The 23,856-nt window shown below is 67.0% G+C and carries 22 protein-coding genes and 1 pseudogene; 5 read left to right on the forward strand and 18 right to left on the reverse strand.

Annotated features, from left to right (window positions below):
- Nucleotides 1-2: 2 nt before the first annotated feature.
- The 7 genes from ACYVKR_RS08365 to ACYVKR_RS08395 all read right to left on the reverse strand — a co-directional run bounded on the left by ACYVKR_RS08365 (nt 3) and on the right by ACYVKR_RS08395 (nt 7,579).
- Nucleotides 3-974 (reverse strand): ABC transporter ATP-binding protein, encoded by a 972-nt coding sequence (locus tag ACYVKR_RS08365; protein WP_460480346.1) that lies wholly within the window; start codon nt 972-974, stop codon nt 3-5.
- The gene (locus tag ACYVKR_RS08370; protein WP_460480347.1) at nt 971-1,867 is read right to left on the reverse strand and encodes an ABC transporter permease; all 897 of its coding nucleotides are present in this window, start codon (nt 1,865-1,867) and stop codon (nt 971-973) included. Before ACYVKR_RS08370 ends, ACYVKR_RS08365 begins: the two co-directional genes overlap by 4 nt.
- The gene (locus ACYVKR_RS08375) at nt 1,864-2,838 is read right to left on the reverse strand and encodes an ABC transporter permease (protein WP_460480348.1); all 975 of its coding nucleotides are present in this window, start codon (nt 2,836-2,838) and stop codon (nt 1,864-1,866) included. The genes ACYVKR_RS08370 and ACYVKR_RS08375 overlap by 4 nt, the downstream gene beginning before the upstream one ends.
- Nucleotides 2,835-4,292, reverse strand: coding sequence for an NAD(P)-binding domain-containing protein (locus tag ACYVKR_RS08380; protein ID WP_460480349.1), 1,458 nt, complete (start codon nt 4,290-4,292; stop codon nt 2,835-2,837). Before ACYVKR_RS08380 ends, ACYVKR_RS08375 begins: the two co-directional genes overlap by 4 nt.
- On the reverse strand, nt 4,289-5,305 hold the full coding sequence (locus ACYVKR_RS08385; RefSeq protein ID WP_460480350.1) for a LysR family transcriptional regulator: 1,017 nt from the start codon (nt 5,303-5,305) through the stop codon (nt 4,289-4,291). The genes ACYVKR_RS08380 and ACYVKR_RS08385 overlap by 4 nt, the downstream gene beginning before the upstream one ends.
- Before the next feature lie 576 nt (nt 5,306-5,881).
- Nucleotides 5,882-6,916 (reverse strand): MBL fold metallo-hydrolase, encoded by a 1,035-nt coding sequence (locus ACYVKR_RS08390; protein ID WP_460480351.1) that lies wholly within the window; start codon nt 6,914-6,916, stop codon nt 5,882-5,884.
- 63 nt (nt 6,917-6,979) lie between these two features.
- Entirely contained in the window at nt 6,980-7,579 is a 600-nt protein-coding gene (locus ACYVKR_RS08395) for a YqhA family protein (RefSeq protein ID WP_460480352.1), read from the reverse strand.
- A gap of 158 nt (nt 7,580-7,737) precedes the next feature.
- Here ACYVKR_RS08395 and ACYVKR_RS08400 point away from each other — a divergent pair, with 158 nt between their 5' ends.
- The 3 genes from ACYVKR_RS08400 to ACYVKR_RS08410 all read left to right on the forward strand — a co-directional run bounded on the left by ACYVKR_RS08400 (nt 7,738) and on the right by ACYVKR_RS08410 (nt 10,471).
- Nucleotides 7,738-9,192, forward strand: coding sequence for a sensor histidine kinase (locus tag ACYVKR_RS08400; RefSeq protein ID WP_460480353.1), 1,455 nt, complete (start codon nt 7,738-7,740; stop codon nt 9,190-9,192).
- Nucleotides 9,189-9,824, forward strand: a complete 636-nt coding sequence (locus ACYVKR_RS08405; RefSeq protein ID WP_460480354.1) for a response regulator transcription factor — start codon at nt 9,189-9,191, stop codon at nt 9,822-9,824. The genes ACYVKR_RS08400 and ACYVKR_RS08405 overlap by 4 nt, the downstream gene beginning before the upstream one ends.
- Before the next feature lie 158 nt (nt 9,825-9,982).
- The gene (locus ACYVKR_RS08410; RefSeq protein ID WP_460480355.1) at nt 9,983-10,471 is read left to right on the forward strand and encodes a GlcG/HbpS family heme-binding protein; all 489 of its coding nucleotides are present in this window, start codon (nt 9,983-9,985) and stop codon (nt 10,469-10,471) included.
- A 55-nt stretch (nt 10,472-10,526) separates the two neighbouring features.
- On the opposite strand, the gene ACYVKR_RS08415 is transcribed toward ACYVKR_RS08410, so the two are convergent.
- The 4 genes from ACYVKR_RS08415 to ACYVKR_RS08430 all read right to left on the reverse strand — a co-directional run bounded on the left by ACYVKR_RS08415 (nt 10,527) and on the right by ACYVKR_RS08430 (nt 14,945).
- The gene (locus ACYVKR_RS08415) at nt 10,527-11,909 is read right to left on the reverse strand and encodes an amidohydrolase (protein ID WP_460480356.1); all 1,383 of its coding nucleotides are present in this window, start codon (nt 11,907-11,909) and stop codon (nt 10,527-10,529) included.
- A 133-nt stretch (nt 11,910-12,042) separates the two neighbouring features.
- Nucleotides 12,043-13,359: a serine--tRNA ligase gene (gene serS, locus ACYVKR_RS08420; RefSeq protein ID WP_460480357.1), complete on the reverse strand. Its 1,317-nt coding sequence runs from the start codon at nt 13,357-13,359 to the stop codon at nt 12,043-12,045.
- Between the two features lie 120 nt (nt 13,360-13,479).
- Nucleotides 13,480-14,463: a 4-hydroxy-3-methylbut-2-enyl diphosphate reductase gene (gene ispH / locus ACYVKR_RS08425; RefSeq protein ID WP_460480358.1), complete on the reverse strand. Its 984-nt coding sequence runs from the start codon at nt 14,461-14,463 to the stop codon at nt 13,480-13,482.
- A complete protein-coding gene (locus ACYVKR_RS08430; protein WP_460480359.1) occupies nt 14,460-14,945 on the reverse strand; it encodes an FKBP-type peptidyl-prolyl cis-trans isomerase in 486 nt (161 codons plus the stop codon). The genes ispH and ACYVKR_RS08430 overlap by 4 nt, the downstream gene beginning before the upstream one ends.
- A gap of 77 nt (nt 14,946-15,022) precedes the next feature.
- Between ACYVKR_RS08430 and radC the strand changes: the two genes are divergently transcribed.
- Both radC and ACYVKR_RS08440 read left to right on the forward strand, forming a co-directional pair.
- Nucleotides 15,023-15,724 (forward strand): JAB domain-containing protein, encoded by a 702-nt coding sequence (radC, locus tag ACYVKR_RS08435; protein WP_460480360.1) that lies wholly within the window; start codon nt 15,023-15,025, stop codon nt 15,722-15,724.
- 2 nt (nt 15,725-15,726) lie between these two features.
- A pseudogene (locus ACYVKR_RS08440) lies at nt 15,727-16,365 on the forward strand (Smr/MutS family protein); the annotation flags it as partial.
- 171 nt (nt 16,366-16,536) lie between these two features.
- Here ACYVKR_RS08440 and ACYVKR_RS08445 read toward each other — a convergent pair.
- From ACYVKR_RS08445 to ACYVKR_RS08475, 7 genes are all read right to left on the reverse strand, one after another.
- The gene (locus ACYVKR_RS08445) at nt 16,537-17,076 is read right to left on the reverse strand and encodes a shikimate kinase (RefSeq protein ID WP_460480361.1); all 540 of its coding nucleotides are present in this window, start codon (nt 17,074-17,076) and stop codon (nt 16,537-16,539) included.
- A gap of 150 nt (nt 17,077-17,226) precedes the next feature.
- On the reverse strand, nt 17,227-18,750 hold the full coding sequence (locus ACYVKR_RS08450) for an Ig domain-containing protein (protein WP_460480362.1): 1,524 nt from the start codon (nt 18,748-18,750) through the stop codon (nt 17,227-17,229).
- A 53-nt stretch (nt 18,751-18,803) separates the two neighbouring features.
- Entirely contained in the window at nt 18,804-20,945 is a 2,142-nt protein-coding gene (gene pilQ / locus ACYVKR_RS08455; protein ID WP_460480363.1) for a type IV pilus secretin PilQ, read from the reverse strand.
- Nucleotides 20,942-21,487, reverse strand: a complete 546-nt coding sequence (locus ACYVKR_RS08460; RefSeq protein WP_460480364.1) for a pilus assembly protein PilP — start codon at nt 21,485-21,487, stop codon at nt 20,942-20,944. The genes pilQ and ACYVKR_RS08460 overlap by 4 nt, the downstream gene beginning before the upstream one ends.
- An 8-nt stretch (nt 21,488-21,495) precedes the next feature.
- Nucleotides 21,496-22,164, reverse strand: coding sequence for a type IV pilus inner membrane component PilO (locus tag ACYVKR_RS08465; protein WP_460480365.1), 669 nt, complete (start codon nt 22,162-22,164; stop codon nt 21,496-21,498).
- Nucleotides 22,157-22,774, reverse strand: coding sequence for a PilN domain-containing protein (locus ACYVKR_RS08470; RefSeq protein ID WP_460480366.1), 618 nt, complete (start codon nt 22,772-22,774; stop codon nt 22,157-22,159). Before ACYVKR_RS08470 ends, ACYVKR_RS08465 begins: the two co-directional genes overlap by 8 nt.
- Nucleotides 22,771-23,850: a pilus assembly protein PilM gene (locus ACYVKR_RS08475; RefSeq protein WP_460480367.1), complete on the reverse strand. Its 1,080-nt coding sequence runs from the start codon at nt 23,848-23,850 to the stop codon at nt 22,771-22,773. Before ACYVKR_RS08475 ends, ACYVKR_RS08470 begins: the two co-directional genes overlap by 4 nt.
- Between the last annotated feature and the right edge of the window lie 6 nt (nt 23,851-23,856).

Below are 23,856 nucleotides of genomic sequence, written 5' to 3' on the forward strand. Positions count from 1 at the left end.
GTTCATGCGGCCTCCTGCGGGTAGAAGCAGCGCACCTGGCGCTGCGGCCTGGGCTCGGTCAAATCCGGCCGCTGCACGCAGGCCTCGCCCGCGCGCGGGCAGCGCGCGGCAAAGGCACAGCCCGCGGGCAGCTGCAGCAGGTTGGGCGTCATGCCCGGGATCTGCCTCAGGCGCTGGCCGCGGCGGTTGTTGCTCGGCAGGCTGCCGATCAGCCCGGCCGTGTAGGGGTGCAGCGGCGCATCGAGCACCGCGTCCACCGGGCCGTGCTCGACGATGCGGCCGGCGTACATCACCGCCACCTCGTCGGCCAGGCCGGCGACCACCGACAGGTCATGCGTGATCCAGATCAGCGCCGTGCCCTGCTGGCGCGCGAGCTTCTGCACCTCGGACAGGATCTGCGCCTGGATGGTCACGTCCAGCGCCGTCGTGGGCTCGTCGGCGATGATCAGGTCGGGCCGGTGCAGCATGGCGATGGCGATGGCCACGCGCTGGCGCATGCCGCCCGAGAGCTGGTGCGGGTAGGCCAGCAGCCGCTCGTCGGGGCTGGGGATGCCCATCAGGCCCAGCGTGTCGCGGGCGCGCTCGCGCGCCTGGGCGTGGCTCACCCGCTCGTGCGCGCGCACCGCCTCGATCATCTGCGTGTCCACCCGCAGCACGGGGTTCAGCGTCATCATCGGGTCCTGGAAGATCATCGCGATGCGGCTGCCCTGCAGCGCGCGCATCTCGCGCGGCGCCAGCCTGGCCAGGTCGCGGCCCTGGAACAGCACCTCGCCGCCGACCACGCGGCCCGGCGCATCGACCAGGCCCATGATGGAGAAACCGGTGACCGACTTGCCCGAGCCCGACTCGCCCACCAGGCCGAGGATGCGGCCGCGCGCCAGCGAGAACGACACGCCGTCGACCGCGCGCAGCACGCCGGCGCGGGTGTGGAAGTGGGTTTGCAGATTGCGCACCTGCAGCGTCATCTCGCTCATGAGTGCGACCTTGGATTGAGAACGTCGCGCAGCCGGTCGCCCACCAGGTTGATGGCCACGATGGTGACGAGCAGCGCGATGCCGGGGTAGAAGCTGATCCAGTACTCGCCCGAGAGCATGTACTGGTAGCCGTTGGAGATCAGCAGGCCCAGCGACGGCTCGGTCACCGGCACGCCCAGGCCCAGGAAGCTCAGCGTGGCCTCGAGCGTGATGGCGCGCGCGATCTGCAGCGTGCCGATCACGATCAGCGGCGGCAGGCAGTTGGGCAGGATGTGGCGCAGCATGATGCGCCAGCTCGGGATATCGAGGCAGCGCGCCGCCTCCACGTACTCGCGCCGGCGCTCGACCAGCGCCTGGCCGCGCGCGGTGCGAGCGTAGTAGGCCCACTCCAGGATCACCAGCGTCAGCACCACGTTGCCCACGCCCTTGCCCAGGTAGGCCAGGATCATCATCGCCACCAGGATCGAGGGGAAGGACAGCAGCAGGTCGACCAGGCGCATGATGAGCGCATCGGTCTTGCCGCCCGCATAGGCCGCCAGCAGGCCCAGCAGCGTGCCGAGCACGCCGGCGATCAGCGCCGAGCCCACGCCCACCGTCAGGCTGATGCGCAGGCCGTAGAGGATGCCCGAATACAGGTCGCGCCCCTGCCCGTCCGAGCCCAGCCAGTAGTGGAACGTGCCCTCACCGTTGAGCGCGCCGGGCGCCAGGCGCGCGTCCATCACGTCGAGCTGGTTCAGGTCGTAGGGGTTCTGCGGCGTGATCCACGGCGCCAGCAGCGCGGCGAGGATCAGCAGCAGCGCGATAGCCAGGCCCAGCACCGCCGTCTTCGACGCGAAGAACTCGCTGGCATGGCGCCGCCAGGGCGATTCATGTTGCAAAGTCACCGCGCTCATGCCGCGCCCTCCAGCCGCACGCGCGGGTCCAGCACCTTGTACAGAATGTCCACGATCAGGTTCAGCGTGACGAACAGGCACACCACCACGACCAGGTAGGCGACGATGACGGGCCGGTCCAGCGCGTTGATGCTGTCGAGGATCAGCTTGCCCGCGCCGGGCCACGAGAAGATGCTCTCGGTGACCACGGCGAAGGCGATGGTCGAGCCCAGCTCCAGACCCAGCACCGTCACCAGCGGGATCAGCGTGTTGCGCAGCACGTGCACCAGCACCACGCGCATGGGCGACAGGCCCTTGGCGCGCGCGAACTTGACGAACTCCATCGGCATCACCTCGCGCACGTTGGCGCGCGTGAGCCGCATCACCAGCGAGGTCTTGAACAGCGACAGGTTGATGGCCGGCAGCAGCATGTGGCGCAGGCCGTCCAGCGTGGGCCACGACCACTGCGCGCCCAACAGCTGCACCGTCTCGCCACGGCCGCTGGCCGGCAGCCAGCCCAAGCCCACGCTGAAGGCCATGATGAGCATCAGGCCCACCCAGAACGTGGGCAGCGAGAAGCCGACGATGCTGCCCGCCATCAGCAGCTTGGACAGCGGGTGCTCGGGGTACAGGCCCGCGAACAGCCCCAGCGGCACGCCGACGGCCACCGCGATGCAGAGCGCGGCGATCGCCAGCTCCAGCGTGGCCGGCAGGCGCTGCAGGATCAGCGTGACGGCCGGCACGTTGTAGACGAAGCTCGTGCCCAGGTTGCCGTGCAGCGCGCCGTTGACGAACGCCAGGTACTGGCGCCACAGCGGCTGGTCCAGCCCCAGCTCGGCGATGATGCGGGCGCGGTCCACCTGGTCCACGTCCTGGCCGATCAGGATGTCCACCGGGTTGCCGATGGCGTGCAGGCCCACGAAGACGATGATGGTCATCAGCACCACCACCACGGCGGCCTGGGCTAGGCGGCGCAGCAGCCATCCGGTCACAGCGCGGCTCCCGGGGGCTCGGCCGGCACCCATTCGTCGCCGAAGACCTCGGGCTCGCTGAAGGCCTGCAGATTGGCGTAGTGCAGCTCCACGTCCTCGGCATAGAGCTGGCCGGCCAGGCCCTGCGCCAGGCGCTCGGCGCCCACGCTGATGGCCGGGATGTCGCCCGAGACGGTGCCGTGCGTCAGCGCGGCGGGGTATGAGAAGCAATGCACGCGCGACAGCCCGGGACAGGCGCCGGCCACCTTCTCCTGCAGCTCGAAGGCGGGGCCCAGGTCGGGCGAATCCTCGAGCTCCTGGTCGGCCTCGCCCAGCGGGCCCTGGCAGCGGTCGCTCCACGAGCGCACGTGCGGCGCCAGCGCGGCGAACTCGGGGCGCGCAGTCCAGTCGATGCGAAAGCCGGTGGAGCACACCAGGAAATCCAGCGCGAACACGCCGCGCGAGGTCTGCACGCGGATCTCGTCGCCGGTCCAGCGCACGTCCTCGATGGCGCAGCCCAGGTTGAAGCGCGCGTTCGGGTGGCGCGACACGCGCAGCGTGCTGCCGCGCGGCGGCGGCACCTGCTGCACGTTGATGTAGTGGCGGATCTTCCACTTCCAGGCCTCGGGCAGCGCGAGGTGGCCGTAGGTCAGCCCCGGGTTGCCCGCGCCCTTGCCCTTGTTGACGCGCGGAATGTCGGTGCGGCGGATGATGAGGTCCACGCTCGCGGCACCGGCCTCCAGCGCGGTGGCCGCGCTGTCCATGGCCGAGGCGCCGGCGCCGATCACGCCCACGCGGCGGCCGGCCAGGGTGGCGTAGTCCATCACGTCGGACGAGTGCGCCCAGCTGCCGCGCGGCAGGCCCGCCACGAAGGGCGGCACATGGGCGCCGCCCAGGCCGTCGCGGCCGGTGGCCAGCACCACGTGGCGCGCCAGCACGGTCTGCGGGCCGGCGGGCGTGTCGATGTCGAGCTGCACCACGCCGTCGGCGCGCGGCAGCACGGCGCGCACCTCGTGCCGGTTGCGCACGTCCAGCGCCAGCGCGTGGCGGAACCAGCGCAGGTAGTCCATCCACTGCAGGCGCGGGATCTTGTCGAGCGCGTCCCAGGCTTCGAGGCCGAACTGGGCCTCGAACCAGGCGCGGAAGGTCAGCGACGGCATGCCCAGCGCCGGGCCGGTGAGCTGCTTGGGCGAGCGCAGCGTCTCCATGCGCGCCGTCGTGGCCCAGGGCCCTTCGAAGCCCTCGGGCGAGCGGTCGAACAGCGGCGCGGGCACGCCCAGGAACTTGAGCGCGGTGGCCGCCGCCAGCCCCGCCATGCCGCCGCCGATGATGGCGACGGGCAGCACGGGCTGGCTGTCCAGCTGGCGCTCGGGCACCCAGTTCTTGGCCGGGATGTCGAGCCAGGCCATGTCCTGGCGCAGCCGCGCCTCGAGATGGGCCAGGCCCTGCAAGGTGGTGATGGGTTCGGTACTCATGGGTGGTTGTCCGTGTCGGTGGTATCCATGGCGGCAGGTTCGGCCTCCTGGGCCGCCTGCTGCAGCAGCGCGCCATGCGAGGCCGCGTCGTGCAGCACGAAGCCGGGCAGCAGCGCGGCGGCCGCCTCGGCCAGCGCCGCCATCAGGGCGTCCATGGCGGGCTGGAAGGGCGCGGCCTGCCGGGTGACCGCGCCAAAGAGAAAGGGAATGTCGGTGTCGAGCGCGCGGACGGCCACGCCGGGCAGCGGCACGCCGTGGGCCGTGACCGGCTCCAGCACCGCCACGCCCAGGCCGGCGCGCACCATCATCATCGCGTTCAGCGACGAATTGGTTTCGATCAGCCGGGGCATGGGGCGCTCGGCGCCATCGCCCCCAGCCTGGGCCTCGGCGAAGGCCGCGTCGAGCCGGTGGCGCAGGCGGTAGGGGTTGGCCATGGTCACGATCTGCCGTTCGGCCAGCGCCGCCAGCGGTACCCGGTCGAGTTGGGCCAGCGGGTCGGACTCTGGCAGCACCGCCACGCAGGCGGCCTGGCCGATCCAGTGCACCTGCAGGCCGCGGTGCTCCAGCGGCAGGCTGGTGACGCCCAGGTGCGCCGCGCCGCTCAGCACATCGTGCACCACGCGCTCGGGCGCCGCGCTGCGCAGCTGGATGGCGCCCGCGGCCTCGGCACCCTCGATGCGGGCCAGCGCCTGCGGCACCAGCCCCGCAGCCAGCGCGGTGGTGGCCACCACGCGCAGCGGCCGGCGCAGGCCCTGCTCGATCTCCTTGGCGCGGCGGCGGATCTGCTGCAGCCCGGTGAGCGCATGCTCCACGTCCTCGTACAGCAGAAAGCCCTGCTCGGTCGGCGTGACGCGCGGCCCGTTGCGCGCGAACAGCTCGTAGCCGATCTCGGCCTCCAGCTCCTGCACGAGGCGGCTCACAGCCGGCTGCGACCGCCCGAGCAGCCGCCCGGCAGCGGTGACGCTACCCGTGGACATCACGGCGGCAAAGGCTTCCAGCTGGCGCAGTTCCATGGTGTTTTATGCAAAGTACGCATTCTCTGCGATAGATCATACGTTTTGCAAATATTGAATGGGCATAAGTTAATACCCTTGCTGCCGCAGCCGTGACATCAGGATTGATAGCAGCTAGCGCTTACCCTGCTTTGGCTAAAGGCAGATTCGTTAAGAAAATGGATTGGAGCGCTGAAACCGGGGCCGAGCGCAGCGAGGGCTGCCCCAGCGATGGCCCGGCCTGCTTCCCACCCCTTCTGTCTGCACCTGGGGCGGGGCGTTTGCGGGGTGGCATGCGCGTCGGAGCGCGCATGCTTCGTGGTCTGACTCGCCGGGGATGTTTGAACGGAGCGCCCTTGGGCGCGGAGAGAGTTCCACGGCGCACCCCGCAAACGCCACGCCCCAGGTTGCCCCGCTGCTGCGCAGCGGGGTCGCAGACAGCAGGGGCGCTTTCTTTGCCTACTTTCTTGTGCGAACAAGAAAGTAGGTCGGCCGCCGGGCCGAGTCCCGGCCTCCGTCAATAAAAAAGATAGCTGTCAGCGCTTACCCCATAAGCACTAGCAGCCATTTTCACTATAAATCCAATGAAGCCCCGGCTCAATTCCCCAGCCGGTACCAAGCCACCCCGTCACGCACCTCCTTCACCACCTCCCCCTGCTGGATCAGGTAGTTCAGGCAGGCAATGGTCTCGCCAGTGGCCAGGTGGAAGTTCGGCGAGCTGGCATCGATGGGCCGCGAGAACAGGCTGCCGAACACGTCGATCACCCGCTGCGGCTGCTTCAGCGCGCCGCGCAGGCGCTCGAAGGCCTCCATCTGGCCGTCGTGCAGGCGCTTGAGCCGTGCGTGCAGGCCGCGGAAGCAGTTGTCGTGCGCCGGCAGCACCAGCACGTCGTCGGGGATGCGCGCCTTCAGCTTCTCGATCGACGCCAGCCAGTCGGCCATGGGATTGGCCTCGGGCTCGATCGGGTGCACCGAGACATTGGACGAGATCTTGGCGAGCACCTGGTCGCCCGAGATCAGCAGCTTCTGCTCGGCGCAGTACAGGCAGGCATGCTCGGGCGAATGGCCGTTGCCGGTCACCACCTCCCACTCGTGCTCGCCGATGGTGAGGCGCTGGCCGTCCTGCAGGCGGCGGAAGCTGTCGGGCAGCGTGTAGATCAGCTTGCCGAAGCCGCCGAAGCGCGTGCGGTACTTCTCGATGGCCGCGGCGGGCCAGCCCGCCTCGGTGTAGAAGCGCAGCGCATCGGGCGGCGCCTCGCGCTGCGAATCGGACACCAGCGCGCGGCACGACAGGTACTCGAGCGCCGTGATCCACAGCTGCACGTCGAAGCGGCGCGTGAGCCAGCCGGCCATGCCCACGTGGTCGGGGTGCATGTGGGTGACGAAGATGCGGGTCAGCGGCCGGTCGAAGGGCTCGGTCGCCAGCAGGGTGTCCCAGGTCTCCACCACCTGGTCGGTGCGCACGCCGGTGTCCACCAGGGCCCAGCCGTCGCCATCGTCCAGCGCCCAGATGTTGATGTGGTCCAGGCTGAACGGCATGGGCAGCCGTATCCAGCGCACGCCGGGCGCCACGGCCTTCCACGCGGCCATGGCCGGGGGTTCGATGGGGTAAGTCAGGTTTGCTTCAGGCATATGGCCGGAAACGATAGCACCAATTGCCCCCTCGGCCCTGTCACCAAGAAAAGCGGAGCAGTCTCAGTGCCCCTTGCCCGCGCCGTGCGACGGGGCCAGCAGGCGGTCGGTCAGCGCGATCGCCAGCGCGGATATCAGGAAGACCACGTGGATGATGGTCTGCCACATCAGCACCTTCTCGTCGTAGTTGGCCGCGTTGATGAAGGTCTTGAGCAGGTGGATGGAGCTGATGCCGATGATGGACAGGCCGAGCTTGACCTTGAGCACCGAGGCGTTCACATGGCCCAGCCATTCGGGCTGGTCGGGGTGGCGCTCCAGGTTCATCCGGCTCACGAAGGTCTCGTAGCCGCCGACGATGACCATGATCAGCAGGTTGGAGATCATCACCACGTCGATCAGCCCCAGCACCACCAGCATGATCACCGTCTCGTTCAGCGACTTGACCGACGCATCGGGCGCGTAGCCGACGCTGGTGGTGAGGATGCGCAGCGCCTCCTGGCTGCCGAAGGCGGCCTCCACCAGGTGCAGCAGCTCGACCAGGAAATGCCAGACATAGACACCCTGGGCGGCGATCAGGCCGAGGTACAGCGGCAGCTGCAGCCAGCGGCTGGCGAAGATCAGGGACGGCAGGGGGCGCAGCGGCGCATTCGAAGGCAGGGACATGGCTGGAAAAGGATGGGGTGGATGGAGCCCGCGATCTCGCAGCTGCGCTGGTGTTGTTCGTTCTGGTGCACCGCTGGAAAAATTCGTGGCGCGCAATTTTAGGGCTGCTTGCCTGTGCCGACAGGTATGCCGCTGTAAAAAGCCGTACCATCCGCGCCATGAAGCAATGGCTGCGCACGCATGGCGTCTGGTGGCTGGCGTGGCTGGTGCTCACGCTGGCCGCTGCCGCATGGCTGGTGCGCAGCGAGCTGACCCGGCTGCACGAGGATTTCGACACCCAGGCGCGCATCGCCCACCGGCTGATGAGCCAGCAGGTGGTGCAGTACGACGCCGTGCTCGCCACGCTGGCGCTGCTGGACGTGGGCAGCGACGGCAGCCACCCCGAGCAGCGGCTGTCCGGCGTCTACCCGTCCATCCTGGGCGTCGCCCGGCGCGACGCCGACCAGCGCTGGCCCGAGCCGGCGCTGGCCGAGGCCGAGGCCCGCTCGCGCGCCGCCCACCGGGGGGCGCTGGCCGCCGTCGACCTGCCAGCGGGCCGCTACCGGCTGGTGATGGGGGCCGACCCGGTGAGCTACGCGCTCAGCATCGACCTCGCCGCCAGCGTGCCGTGGCAGGACTGGCCCATGGACCCGCAGCGCAGCCCGGTGCGCGTGGCGCTGGAGCGCGGCGGCCAGCAGTACCTGGTCCAGCCCGGGCAAGACAGTGGCGGGCCCTGGCGCTTCGCGGTGCGCAAGACGCTGGCCTCGGCCAGCCAGGATTTCGACCTCGTCGCCAGCCGCGGCGTGGGCATCGCCGACCTGCCCTGGGCGCGCATGGCCGCCGCCACGCTGGCGCTGGCGGCGCTGCTGTGGGGCCTGCGCCTGCTACAGCGCCAGCGCACCGCCCGGCTGCGGGCCGAGGAACTGCTGCGCCTGGGCCAGGTGGCGCGGCTGAACACGCTGGGCGAGCTGGCCGCCGGCATGGCGCACGAGCTGAACCAGCCGCTGACGGCGGTGGTGGCCAACACCCAGGCCGCACGCCGGCTGCTGGACGACGACGAGCCCGACCTGGACACCGCGCGCAGCGCCATGGGCCAGGCCGTGGCCCAGGCGCGCCGCGCCTCCGAGGTCGTGGGCCGGCTGCGCCGCGCCATCGAGCGGCCCGGCGGCGGCATCCAGGCCGTGGTGCTGCAGGAAGCCGTCGCCGCCACGCTGCACCTGCTGGAGCCCGACTGCGCGCGCCGCGGCGTGGCCGTGCAGTTCGATGCCGGCGCGCCGGTGCGGGTGCGGGCCGACCCGGTGGCGCTGGAGCAGATCGTGCACAACCTGCTGCTCAATGCGCTGCAGGCGCTGGACGCCGTGCCCGCCGGCGAGCGCCGTATCGTGCTGCAGGCCACGGCCTCGGGCCGCCTGGGCCTGCTGCAGGTCTGCGACAGCGGCCCCGGCATCGCGCCCGAGCTGCTGCCGCGCCTGTTCGAGCCCTTCGTCAGCACCCGCCCCGGCGGCCTGGGCCTGGGTCTCAGCCTGTGCGAGACCCTGGCCGGCGAGATGAACGGCACGCTGCGCGTGCGCACCGATGCCCGCGGCGATGCGCGCGGCGCCTGCTTCGAACTCGAACTCCCGCTTGCCCCATGACCGAACCGCAATCCCCGCTGATCCAGCTCATCGACGACGACGAGGCCGTGCGCGACAGCCTGGCGCTGCTGATCGGCACCGTGGGCCTGCGCGTGCAGGCCTGGGCCGACCCGCAGGCCTTTCTCGACGGCTTCGACCGCCGCGCCATCGGCGCCATCGTGCTGGACGTGCGCATGCCCGGCCTGGGCGGCCTGGCGGTGCTCGATGCGCTGGCCGCGCAGCGCGTGGACCAGCCGGTCATCATGCTCACCGGCCACGGCACGGTGGACATGTGCCGCCGCGCCTTCAAGGCCGGCGCGGCCGAGTTCCTCGAAAAGCCGGTGGACGACGAACAGCTGCTCGAAGCCCTGCAGCACGCCGTGCGCCAGCATGTGCGCTCGCGCGAGCGCAGCCAGGCCGACCAGGCGGCGCGCGAGCACTATGCGCAGCTGTCCGAGCGCGAGCGCGAGGTGCTGGCCTACATCGTCGAGGGCTTCACCAACAAGGAGATCGCGCGCGAGCTGGCGCTGTCGCCGCGCACCGTGGAAACCCACCGCGCCAACCTGTTCGCCAAGCTGGCCTGCGACTCGCTGGCCCAGCTGGTGCGCGGCTATGCGGCACTGGTGGCCGAAGGCGCGCCGCGCCAGGGCTGACCGGCCGGCCTCGCTCGGGCCGGTTCGCGCCAGCGCCATCCGTATTTCTACGCAGCGCCACACGTAGCCGTACGGCTGGTGCGCCGGCGGCAGTCCTCCTACAGTAGCGGTACCGCCTGGGCAACGCCGGGCGCCCCATCAACCACCGGAGATTCCTGATGAAAGCCTTTGCCGTCGCCGCCCTGCTGGCCGCATCCACCCTGGCTGCCCACGCCGACAACGCCGTGCGCACCGAGAAGAACATGACGCTGGAGCTGGCCAACCAGATCGCCGCCGGCGCCGTGGCCGCCTGCGCCGCCAACGGCTATGCCGTGGCCGCCACCGTGGTGGACCGCGCCGGCACCGTGCGCGCCGTGCAGCGCGCCGACAACGCCGGCCCGCACACGCTGGGCGCCAGCGAGCGCAAGGCCTTCACCTCGGCCTCGGCCAAGGCCCCCACGCAGGCCATGATGGAAAACACGCAGAAGAACCCCGGCGCGGCCAACCTGGTCTACATCCCCGGCTTCCTGGTGCTGGGCGGCGGCGTGCCGGTCAAGTCCGGCAACGAAGTCATCGGCGCCGTGGGCGTGGGCGGCGCGCCCGGCGGCCACCTGGACGAGCAGTGCGCCAACACCGCGATCGAGAAGGTCAAGGGCCTGCTGGGCTGATCCAGGCGCCCCCTCCTCCTCTTGCAAGCCCGCCGCCCGGCGGGCTTTGTCTTTTTCAGCGCTGCGCCGCCAGCAGGTAGTCCACCGCCAGGTTCGACAGCGCGCGCACGCCGTAGAGCAGCGCCGACTCGTCGGCGTAGAACAGCGGCGAGTGGTTGTTGGGCGCGGTGTTCGGGTCCTTGTCCTTGGGCGTCACGCCCAGGTAGAAGAACATGCCCGGCGCCTCCTGCTGGTAGAACGAGAAGTCCTCCGACGCCGACGACTTGGGCTGCACGCCGAAGTTGCCCGGGCCGGCCACGCGCTCCAGCGTGGGGCCCATCCTGGCGACCAGGTCGGGCGGGTTGACCACGGCGTTGTACAGCTCGACCACCTTGACCTTGGCCTTGGCGCCCGAGCTTTCGGCGATGTGCTCGGCCGTCGTGGCCAGGCGCTTGTGGATGTCCTTCTTCATGCCCTCGTCGTAGGTGCGGATGGTGCCGATCATCGAGACCTTGTCGGGGATGATGTTCATGCGGTTGCCGCCGTTGATGGCGCCCACCGTCACCACCGCGGGCTCCAGCGCGATGTTGGACTGGCGGCTGATGATGCTCTGGATGCCGGTGATGATCTGCGCGCTCGCCACGATGGGATCGATGCCCGACCAGGGCCGCGCGCCATGCGTCTGCTTGCCGGTCACGTCGATCCAGAACTGGTCCGCGGACGACATGGCTGGACCCGGGCGCCAGGCGATCCAGCCCGCCGGGTAGGCGCTGGACACATGCAGGCCGAAGACGGCATCGACCTTGGGGCTGTTCATCACGCCTTCCTTGACCATCTGCTTGGCGCCCCAGATCTTCTCGCCATCGGGCTCGAAGGTGGCGGGCGATTCCTCGGCGGGCTGGAAGATGAACTTCACGCTGCCGGGCAGCTGGTCCTTCATGCCGGCCAGCACCTCGGCCGTGGCCATGAGCATGGCGGTATGCGTGTCGTGGCCGCAGGCGTGCATCACGTCCACTTCCTTGCCCAGGTAGGTGCTCTTGGCCTTGGAGGCAAAGGGCAGGTCCACCTGCTCCTTGACCGGCAGCGCGTCCATGTCGGCGCGCAGCGCCACCACCGGACCGGGCTTGCCGCCCTGGAGCAGGCCAACCACGCCGGTCACGGCCACACCGGTCTTCACCTCCATGCCCAGCTTGCGCAGATGCTCGGCCACCAGCGCGGCGGTGCGCGTCTCGAGGTTGCCCAGCTCGGGGTGCTGGTGGATGTCGCGGCGCCAGGCAATGAGCTTCTGCTCGATGGCCTTGGCACGCTCGTCGATGCGGGCGTGCAGGGCCTGGGCCTGCGGCGAAGCAGTGACAGCAGAAGCGGCGGGCACCGCCGGTGCCTGCGCCTGCACGCTGCCGGCCGCGAGCGCGACGGCCAGGGCGGCGGCGAGCGCCAGCGGCTTGAAAGTGGTGATCATGCGGGTCTCCTCAAAAATCAAAGGGGCGATGCTAGCGAGCATTGCCGCGCGATCATGCCACCTCGGAGACTGTTCCCCGCGGCCATGAAAAACGGGCCCGAAGGCCCGTTGCTTGCATGGCGAGGTGGCCCGCTCAGACCTTGAGCACGGCCTGGCCGCCCAGGTAGTGGCGCAGCGGCTCGGGCACGGTCACCGAGCCGTCGGCGTTCTGGTAGTTCTCGAGCACGGCCACCAGCGTGCGGCCCACGGCCAGGCCCGAGCCGTTGAGCGTGTGCACCAGCTCGTTCTTGCCCTGCGCGTTCTTGAAGCGCGCCTGCATGCGGCGCGCCTGGAAGGCCTCGCAGTTGCTGACCGAGCTGATCTCGCGGTAGGTGTTCTGCGCCGGCAGCCACACCTCCAGGTCATAGGTCTTGCTGGCGCCGAAGCCCATGTCGCCGGTGGACAGCAGCACCACGCGGTACGGCAGGCCGAGCTTTTGCAGCACCTGCTCGGCGTGGCGGGTCATCTCTTCCAGCGCCGCGTAGCTCTGGTCGGGGTGCACGACCTGCACCATCTCGACTTTGTCGAACTGGTGCTGGCGGATCATGCCGCGGGTGTCGCGGCCGTAGCTGCCGGCCTCGGAGCGGAAGCACGGGCTGTGCGCGGTGAGCTTGATGGGCAGCTCGTCCTCGGCCAGCACGGTGTCGCGCACCAGGTTGGTCAGCGGCACCTCGGCCGTGGGGATCAGGTACAGCGCCGCGTTGTCGGGCACGGGCTCGCCGTCCTGGCCGCCCTTCTTGGCCGCGAACAGGTCGCCCTCGAACTTGGGCAGCTGGCCCGTGCCCTTGAGCGAGTCGGCGTTGACGATGTAGGGCACGTAGCACTCGGTGTAGCCATGCTCCTGGGTCTGCAGGTCGAGCATGAACTGCGCCAGCGCGCGGTGCAGGCGGGCGATCGGGCCCTTCATCACGGTGAAGCGCGAGCCGGTGATCTTGGTGCCGGCATCAAAGTCCAGCCCCAGCGGCGCGCCCACGTCCACGTGGTCCTTGACCTCGAAGTCGAACTGGCGCGGTGTGCCCCATTTGCGCACCTCGACGTTGGCCGCCTCGTCGGCGCCCACCGGCACGCTCTCGTGCGGCAGGTTGGGCACGGCGGCCAGCATCGCGGCCAGCTCGGCCTGGATCTGCTCCAGCCGCGCGGCCGAGCTGTCCAGCTCGACCTTCGCCTGGTTGACCTCGGCCTTGGCGGCTTCGGCGGCGTCCTTCTCGCCCTTGCCCATCAGCGCGCCGATCTGCTTGGACAGCTGGTTGCGCTTGGCCTGCAGTTCCTCGGTGCGGGTCTGGATGGTCTTGCGCTCGGCCTCGAGCGCCTTGAACGCGTCCACATCCAGGAAGGCCTGGGGGTTCTTGCGCGTTTGCAGGCGGGCGACGACCGAATCCAGGTCTTTGCGAAGCAACAGAATATCGAGCATGGGAAAAGCCTTTGAAGTTTTTTTATAGCATTTGGCGCTTGCTATACGCCAGTTTCAAGATCAAAACATCTGCAATTGCTTGCATAACAAGCGCTGGCAGCTATCAAAAAAGAGTGTTATTCAGTGCCCCGTCTCCGGGGATCGGGCCGTGATCGACAGCCCGCCGACGTCGATCTTCAGCCCCTTGGGCAGCGGGAACTTGACGGTCTCCTGGATGCCGTCCATCTTTCGCACCGACACGGCGCCCAGCGCCTTGATGCGGTCGATCACCTGCTGCACCAGCAGCTCGGGCGCCGAGGCGCCGGCCGTAAGGCCCACGCGCGCCGCGCCTTCGAGCCACTGCGGCTGGATCTCGTCGGCGCTGTCGACCATGTAGCCCGGCGTGCCCAGCTTGACGGCCAGCTCGCGCAGGCGGTTGCTGTTGGAGCTGGTGGGGCTGCCGACGACGATCACCACGTCCACCTGCGGGCTCATCAGCTTGATGGCGTCCTGGCGGTTCTGCGTGGCGTAGCAGATGTCCTGCTGCTTGGGCTCGCGGATGGCCGGAAAGCGCGCCTTCACCGCGGCGGTGATCTCGGCGGCGTCGTCCACCGACAGCGTGGTCTGCGTCACCACGGCCAGGCGCTCGGTCTGCGCCGGCGCCACGCGGGCCACGTCGGCCACGTCCTCGACGAGGTGGATGCCCTCGGACAGCTGGCCCATCGTGCCCTCGACCTCGGGGTGCCCCTTGTGGCCGATCATGATGAACTCGTAGCCCTCCTTGGCCAGCTTGGCCACCTCGACGTGCACCTTGGTCACCAGCGGGCAGGTGGCATCGAAGATCTGGAAGCCGCGCGCCTCGGCCTCGGCCTGCACGGCCTTGCTCACGCCGTGGGCCGAGAAGATCAGCGTCGCGCCGGGCGGCACCTCGGCCAGGTCCTCGATGAAGATCGCGCCCTTGGCCTTGAGGTCGTTCACCACGAAGGTGTTGTGCACGATCTCGTGGCGCACGTAGATGGGCGCGCCGAACTTCTCGATGGCGCGCTCGACGATCTCGATGGCCCGGTCCACCCCCGCGCAGAAGCCGCGCGGCTCGGCCAGCACGATGGCTTGCGGCCCGCTCATAGCACGCCGATCAGCTTGACTTCGAAGGTCACCGGCTGGCCCGCCAGCGGGTGGTTGAAGTCGAACAGCACCGCGCCGTCGGCGCGCACCTGCAGCGCCACGCCCGCATAGGTGCCCATGCCGTCGGGCGTGGGGAACTGCACCACGTCACCGGTGGTGTACTGCTCGTGCGGATCGCCCAGCTCGTTGAGCAGCTTGCGCGCCACCCACTGCTGCATGTCGGGGTTGCGCTCGCCGAAAGCCTGGCCGGCCGGAATCTCGAACGTGGTGTGCGCGCCCTCGGGCAGGCCGATCAGGCACTCCTCCACCGCGGGCGACAGCTCGCCCGCGCCCAGCGACAGCGTCGCGGGCTTGTCGGCGAAGGTGTTGATCACATCGCCGGCCGGACCGGCCATGCGGTAGTGCAGCGTCAGGAACGAGCCGGCCTGCACCACCGGCGCATCGGGCGAAACAGGCGAAACGAAGGCCGAGGAGGTTGTCATGAAAATCCCTATAAACTGGCCGCTATTGTAAAAAACCTGGGCATTCCCCTACGCATTGCCTCCGCGATATCCAGTACATGCCGCTCAAAGACCTGCCCCTGGACGCCCAACCGCGCGAGAAACTGCTGGCCCGCGGCCCCGGAGCGCTCGGTGACGCCGAGCTGCTGGCCATCCTGCTGCGCACCGGCCTTGCCGGCAAGAGCGTGCTGCAGCTCGCCGCCGAGCTGCTGGCGCCGCGCGGCGATCAGGCCGGCGGCACGGGCTTTGGCGGCATCGCCGGCCTGCTGCAGGCCAGCCTGGCCGACCTGAGCCGCATCAAGGGCCTGGGCCCGGCCAAGCGCGCCGAACTGATGGCCGTGCTGGAGCTGGCCCGCCGCGCCATGGCCGAGCAGTTGCAGCAGCGGCCGGTGCTGGACGGCACCGATACCGTGAAGACCTATGTTCAGCTGCACCTGGCGCACCGCACGCACGAGGTGTTCGCGGTGCTGTTCCTCGATGCGCAGCACCGGCTGATCGCGCTGGAAGAGCTGTTCCGCGGCACGCTCAACCAGACCAGCGTGTACCCGCGCGAGGTCGTCATCCGCGCGCTGCACCACCACAGCGCGGCCGTGATCCTGGCGCACAACCACCCCAGCGGCCATGTCACGCCCAGCGCCGCCGACCGGCAGCTGACGCAGACCCTGCGCTCGGCACTGGGCCTGGTGGACGTGCGCGTGCTCGACCATGTGATCGTCGCGCCCGGCGCCACGCTGTCGATGGCGCAGGAAGGCCTGGTGTGAGCATGGCGGCATCGCTGCGCGACCTGCGCCAACTGCGGCAAGCCCTGAACGCCCAGCAGGAGCGCACCGCCGCCGAGAAAAAGCAGCGCCAGCAGCAGCACGAAGCCGCGCTGGCGCAATCGGAACGCGACCGCCAGCTGTTCCGCCGTGCCATAGGTGCCGTCCGCCCCCTGCGCCCGGCCGACCGCGCGCGCCTGGCGCCCCGGCCCCCCGACCCCCTGCCGCTGCAGCACTGGCTGGACGAGGAGCGCGCGCTGCAGGAGACCATGAGCGACGCCTTCGACGCCAGCACCCTGCTCGACACCGACGACCAGTTGAGCTTTCGCCGCCGCGGCATCGGGCGCGACGTGGTGCACAAGCTGCGCGCCGGGCACTGGAGCATCCAGCGCCAGATCGACCTGCACGGCCTGCGCACCGACGAAGCCCGCGACCAGTTGGGCGCCTTCATCCGCCAGGCGCACCGCCACGGCCTGCGCTGCGTGCGCGTGGTGCACGGCAAGGGCCTGGGCTCGCCCGGCCGCACGCCGGTGCTCAAGAGCCGCGTGCACAGCTGGCTGGTGCAGAAAAACGAGGTGCTGGCCTTTGTGCAGGCCCGCCCGGCCGAAGGCGGCGCCGGTGCCCTGGTCGTGCTGCTGCGCCCGGCCCTGCCGGCCGGCGAGGCCGCCAAACGCCTGGCCGAGGAAAGCGCCGATCTGCCGGTACCGGCTGCCACCAACGCGCCCCACGCCCGGCTGGCCAGCCGCACCCAGGCGCTGGTGCAGCACCTGACCACCGCCAAGCGCAAGCCCAAGGGCTGAAGTCGCTACCGAATCCTAGTCGGCCATCGGCAGCAGCGCGCCGGCCAGCTCCGCCTGCATGGCCACCTTGCGCACCGTCTGCGTGGTGCTCAGGCGGCCGGTATCGATGACGTAGTGCGCCGTCTCCAGATACAGCGGCGCCCGCTGGGCCAGCAGGTCCTGCAGCCGGACCAGCGGATCGGCGCCCTGCAGCAGCGGCCGCGTCGTGTCGTGGCGCAGGCGGCGGGCGATATCCTCAGGCGCGGCCTGCAGGTAGAACACCGTGCTGTGCTCGTGCAGCATGCGCCGGTTCTCCTCGCGCAGCACCGAGCCGCCGCCGGTGGACAGCACGCAGGGCTCCTGCCGCTCCAGCAGGCTGCGCAGCATGCTGGCCTCCACGTCGCGGAACGCGTTCTCGCCATGACTCTCGAAATAGCTCCTGATCGAGCCGCCCAGCATGTCCTCGATCGCATGGTCCGAGTCGACAAAAGGCAGCCGCCACTTGCGGGCCAACTGGCGCCCGACCGTGGACTTGCCGGAACCGGGCAATCCGATGAGGGTGATGACGGGATGCATGGGGGAGTCAATAGGAGCAGTAGGAGCTACAGCCGCGATCATAGGTCTTGTGGGGGCATGGGCGCATAAAAAAGCCCCGCAACCACCGTTGCGAGGCTTTTATTCTCTGTTGCCGACGTGCCCCCTCTCACCGGGGACACCACAGCCAACTTACGGGGTGGGTGTCGGCGTCACCGGCGGCGTGCACACCACTGGATCCGGATCGTCCTGCACCACGATCGAAGCCTGGCGGGTCACCGAATTGGTGTCGTTGTAGGCCGTGACCGTGAAGGTGTAGCGGCCGCGGTCCTCACAGGTCAGCAGGTTGCCGGAGGTGATGACGCCGAGATCGCCGGTGGCATCGAGCTTCATCCACGAGGGCGCGCCGGAGATCTTCCACTTGACGTTGTCGCCACCCGTGGCCGTGAAGGCGTAGGTATACGACAGGCCGACTTGCGTGGACGGCAGGGCGCACGCCTGGTTCACGTCGCTGCTAGCACAGCCGCTGATGGCGAACTGCACCGGCTTGTCGGGCAGATTGCCGGTGACATTCAGCGTCACCGTCTTGGTCGCCTTGGCGCCATTGGCGTCCACCACTTGCAGCACGAGCGTGAAAGTGCCGGGGGCCGGCAACGACGTCGTGCCGGAAATCACACCCGACGAGCTCAGCGTCAGGCCAGCCGGCAGCGACGAGGTCGTGGACCACTGGTACGGCGGCAGTCCACCCGACGCTTCCAGGTAATGGGTGTAGGGCTTGCCGTTTTCCACGGTCAGCGTGGCCTCGCTGTCGGGGATCACCGGATCACCCGTCACCGCATGCACCGCAGGAATCACGGCCAGCGCGCGGATCGGCTGCTGGATGCCGTTGCTCACGTCGTTGTCGGCGCGGTCGGTGATCATTTCCACCGCCAGCAGGCCGGCATTCACACCGCTGGACAACGAGAACTGCGCCACCCCACCCGACGTGCTCACCTGCAGCGCGGTGCCCGTCTGGCCATTGGCCAGCAGGCGGGCGCCATCGGCCGCAGTGGTCGGCAGAATGTTCAGCTGCACATTGGGCTTGCTGCTGCTGATGCGCTGGTTGCCGTCATTCATGACCAGCGCCTCGATGGCCACGTTGTTGCGCAGATGGTTCGGGTTGTCGCGCGTGCCCAGGTAGTATGGGGCTTGCGCTTGGTAGACGATGCTGGCCGGCACATTGGTGCCGCCGCCACCTACCTGGATGTTGACGCTGGCGCTGCGCACCTGCTTGTCGCGCGGATCGGTCACCGAGCAGGTGATGCTCACCGAGCCAGCCTGGTCGCCCGCATGGAAGTGGAACGAGTTGCCGCCGGAGTTGGAACCCAGCGTGATGCTGCGGTAGGCATTCGGCACCTTGGTCTTGCCGCCATTGCCGTCATCCACCTCGGTCTCGTGCTCCGGCTTGCCATCCAGGTAGTAGAGCGCGCCAGAATCCAGGCCGCCGGCCACATTGCAGCCAAAAATATCCTCACCACCAGGAATTGGAGCACCGCTCTTCTTGGCTTCCACGTACAGCGTGGTGGTATAGGGGGCGTAGGCGCCCAGGCTTGGCCTCTGGTTGGCCAGGTTGACAGGCAACTGTGCCTTATCGGTACGCAGCGTGATCGTGTAAGGCGCCTGCGTCTCCCCCGAGCTGCCTCCACCGCCACCACAAGCAGCCAGCAATACTGGCATGGCTGCTACCAAGGTTTTCAAAAGAAATTTCATATACAACTACCTATCAATAATTATCGAGTTTCACCCTTGTCAGAAATCATTTTTGGCGTAATGAATACCAGCATCTCCCTCTTTTCCGATTCACGTGTATTGTTCTTGAAAAGATTTCCCAATACCGGCAGATCCCCAAGCACGGGAATCTTGTTGGTGGACTGGGTTTCCTGCATTTCAAAAATGCCGCCGATTACCACGGTGCCGCCGTTCTCGACGAGCACCTGGGTTTTGATGTGCTTGGTATCGATGGCGGGCGGAGATCCACCACCAGAATCCACCCCTCTGGAATCCTTGGCAACATCAAGGTCCAGAATAATACTCCCCTCAGGCGTCACCTGCGGTGTCACCTCCAGCTTCAATACTGCCTTTTTGAACTCTATGGTAGTAGCACCGTTTTGAGCTGACGCAGTATAAGGAATTTCCGTACCCTGCTCGATCAACGCCTTGGTTTGATCGGCCGTAATCAGGCGCGGGCTAGAGATGATTTTCCCTTTGCCGTCAGCCTCCATGGCAGACAGCTCCAGCGATAGAAATCGGTTGGCGGCTGAATTGAAAATGGACAGGGCAAATGAACCTGCCGTAGGTGCCCCCGCCAGAACCGCCGGCAAATTCACAAAGTTGCCGCCACTGCTGGTCGTTCCCCCCATGCCGCTGCTCGCCACGGCGTTGTCGTAGCTGGTGCCGATTGCCATGCGGTTATTCCCACCAATGCCATAGCCGCCATCGCCCCCCCGATTGGCACGCAGGTCTCCACCGCCCAGGCGCACGCCCAAGGCCCGGCCAAAGGTGTCCCGGGCCTCCACGATCCGCGCCTCGATCATGACCTGGCGCACCGGAATGTCCAAGGTCGCCAGCAGTTTCCTGAACTCCTCGATCTTGGGCGGAATATCCGTGATGAAGAGCTGGTTGGTTCGGGGCTCGGCCATGACGGAGCCGCGGGGCGACAGGAAGCGCCCGCGCGCACCGGCAGCCGCGCCACCTGCGGCACCACCCGTACCGCCCGTACCGCCCAGTTGCTGGGCGAGCGCCGCGGCCTTGGCATAGTTCAGTTGGAAGGCCTCGGTCTGCAGTTGCTGCTTTTCGATGATCTTGGCGGCCGCATCCAGGTCCTTCTGGATGCGCTCATCGATTTCGTCCTTGGGGGCGATCCACAGCACATTGCCGGACTTGCGCATGCCCAGGCTTTTCGCATCGAGCACGATCTGCAGGGCCTGGTCCCAGGGCACGTCCTTGAGCCGCAGCGTCAGCGAGCCATTGACGGTGTCTGACGTCACGATATTGAAATTGGTGAAGTCGGCAATGACCTGTAGCAGCGAACGTACCTCGATGTTCTGGAAATTCAGTGACAGTTTTTCGCCGTTGAACGAGCCACCGGAGCCAAGACGGTTCGGATCGACCCGGCGTTGCCGCACCTCCACGACGAACTGGTTGTCGCTCTGGTACGCGCTGTGCTCCCATTCCCCAGTGTTTTTCAACTCGATGACAGCACCATTCCCCCGCTGTGCCGCGCTGACCATCCGAACCGGCGTACCGAAATCCACCACATCGAGCTTGCGCTGCAGCCCCTCGGGCAAGGTGACGTGCTGCAGATCCAGCGTCAGCCCTTCGGCCTTCCTGCTGATATTCACGCCGACACGGTTATTGGGCAGGCCCACGATCAATCGCCCTGCGCCGTCGGCGCCCCGACGAAAATCCAGATCGCTCAAAGGCAGCGCATCGGGATTGCCATCGTCGGCAAATTTCTCGAGATTCGATTTAGACGCCTTGCCGAGACCAGACCCTTGCAGCGCAATGACCAGATCGCCACCCTCGATATTGGTCGTGAAGCTAGCGGCATTTTTCAGATTGAGCACGATACGGGATTTGGAGCCCACATCCACCACATTGATATGGCGCAGATTTCCCTGGTTGACTTCGATCTTGTTGGTACCGGCTCCATTCTGGTAGCCAGGAAGATCCAGCACCACCTTGGGCGGGTTATCAATGACAAAGCTCTGCGGGCTTTCGAGCAGCGTGGCATCGGTTTCGATCTTGACCATTTCCACACCGTCCCGCACGGTGGTGGAAATACGGGAAATCGTTCCCGCCGCAAATGCATTGACCGACAGCATCAATATGCTGGCCCATGCCAAATGACTCCACCCGTTTGCTCTTTTCATTTTTTGGCCTCCTGCAGCTCCAGCACTGCTTCCCTCTCTATCCATTCGCCTACCCCGTTCTGTATAACTTCCCGCAAGGTCGTGGCGTTCTCAGAAATATTGATGACCTTGCCGTAGTTCTGCCCCATGTGCATTCCCTTGGTCACCTGGTAGATCAGCCCGTCCAGCTTCACCAAGGCCACCCCGGATGCATTCCTGTGCAGATATCCCACCATGGAGAAACTATCCAGTGGGTAGCTTTCCAGTTGCTCCTTCTTGCGGGCGCGCTCCGGTGCCACCAGGGCGTCGGAGGCACTGTCCTTGACGGCGGCGCTGCCGCGCATCACCGACGCCAGACGCTCCTTGCTGAAAGGATCCAGTGCCGCAGACGCCATATAGCTTTGCGGCACGAATTCCTTGGGCGGCGCAATGGGCTTGACCGACGGCCGGATGCTGGCCTTTTCGTTCTGCATCCATTGCTGCAGGTTTTCCTGCTCGTCGCTGCAGCCGACCACCAGAAATGCCAGGCACGGAAGCCAGCAGAATCTGAACCAAGAATTCATGGCCCCCCCTATTTCTTCTTCTGTTTGCTACTGGCGCTTTGCTGCTGGGCGATCTCCTGCTCGTCCAGATACCGGAAGGTGCGCGCCGTGGTTTCCATGGTGAGCGTATCGCTGTCCTTCGTGCTGGGCGTCAGGCTCACGTTATTGAGCGTGACGATGCGCGACAGGTTGGCGACGTCTGCGGCAAACGCCCCCACATCATGGTATTTGCCATTGATCTTGATCGAGATCGGCAGCTCGGCGTAGTAGTCCTTGACGAGCACCTGTCCGGGCCTGAACAGCTCGAATTGCAGGCTGCGCCCGATGCCGGCCTGGTTGATATCGGACAGCAGGGTCGCCATTTCCGCCTTGCTCGGCAGTTGCTTTTCAAGCTGGATCACATACTGCTGGATCTGCTCGCGCTGCTTCTTCAAGGCTTCGAGATTGGCCGCCTTGCGCGCACGGTCCTTGTACTGGTCCTTGAGCTTCAGCTCCTCGGCCCGGCCTGCCTGCAGGCTGTCCTCGAAATCGCTGAGGTAGGCATACCAAGCCAGGCCGATGACGATGGCCGCCACCAACATCAGCATCAGCGCCTTGGGCACGGCCGGCCACACCGAAGGATCCTTGGGGTCCAGGTTCCGGAACTGCTGCTGGAATTTCTGGGCGTATTCGCCCAGGGCTACTCCCTTCTTAGCCATGGGCACCCTCTTTCTTCTGCGCTCCGCTGTTGTTATCCTGGTTCAGTTCGCTGGAACGCACCAGCTTGAAGCGCAGATTGAAGCCCGCCACCCGCCGCTTTTCCTTGGTATTGAGCTGGGTGACCGTGCCAACCACCTCCACCAGTTCGGGCTTGGACAGCCAGGGGGTGTTGTTGGCGAGGTTGTTCAGCAGCTCCGAGACCCGCTCGTTGGATTGCGCCACACCCTGGATCTGGACCGTCTGGTCCACCTGCTTCATGCTCTCCACATAGACACCGTCCGGCAGCTGCAGCACCAGCTCATTGAGCAGGTGCACGGGCAGGTTGCGGTCGGCCTGCAGGTCTTCCACCGCTTTTTGCCGCGCCCGCAGCGCCGTGATTTCCTGGTCGATCTTGGCAATATCGGCAATCTTGGCATCCAGTGCCTTGATTTCCGATTTCAGATACTGATTTCTCGCTGCTTGTTCTTCAATATAGTATTGATAGACAAGGTAAATACCGGCGGAAATCAGCAACCCACCCAAAGCGGCGCCTACCAGCGCGACATTGAATGCTTCTTTTCGCCGCTTTCGGGCCAGCTCCCGGTGCGGCAGCAGATTGATGAGAATCATGCGCCAAACCTCCTGAAAGCCAGGCCGCAGGCCGTCAGGTAGGTGGAGAAGCCGCCGCCCTTGCCGCGATTCCTCGAGGCGTTGTGCATCGCCATGTTCTCGAACGGATTGACCACCGAGGCGGCAAAGCCAGTGGTCTGGATGATGGACTCCACCAGGCCATCCAGAACCGCCGATCCGCCCGCCAAGAAGATATGGTCGATCCGATTGTGCGGCGTGCTGGTGAAGAAGAACTGCAGGGCCCGCCCCACCTCGACCGCGATATTCTCGACAAACGGATCCAGCACGACCTTCCTATAGTCGGCCGGCAGGTCGTTGCTGCGCTTTTTCTGCTCTGCCTCTTCCTGCGAGAAGCCATACTGGCGCATGATCATCTGCGTCAGCTGGTTGCCGTTGAAGGTCTGGTCGCGCTCGTACAGCACCTCTCCGTTATGGAGAATCTGCATGAACGAAGCGTGCCCACCTATTTCAAAAACGGCTACGAACGCATCCTTGCCCTTGCTCGGCATGTTCTCCATCAGGCGTTTCGCGGCCAGGGCCGAGGCATTGGACTCGATCTCGATGACCACGGGCTTCAGCCCGGCAGCCTCGGCCAGGCCCTGGCGGTCCTGGACCATTTCCTTGCGCGCAGCGGCGATCAGCACGTCGACATCGCCCACCGAATTGGCGGTAGGCCCGATGACGCAGAAATCGAGGTTCACCTCGTCCAGCGAAAAGGGAATGTACTGGTTGGCCTCGGACTCGACCTGGAATTCCATCTCCTGCTCGGACAGACCTGCCGGCAGGATGATCTTCTTCTGGATGACGGCCGACAGCGGCAAGGCCAGCGCGGCCTGCTTGGTCCGGGTACCGCTTTTCTTGACGAGCCGACGCAGCGAGTCGGCAACCTCGTCGAAGCGCTCGATACCGGACTCGGTGACCCAGCCCGGCTCCAGCAACTCCTGCGCGCAGCGTTCCACGATGTAACTATCGTTGCCACTGCGCCCAAGCTCCACCAGCTTGATACTGGATGCGCTTACGTCAATTCCAAGCAGCGCCGGCGGCTGCCGCTTGAAAAGCGACATCATTGACACCACGGTGGA

This window comes from Comamonas humi (genome assembly GCF_054782535.1).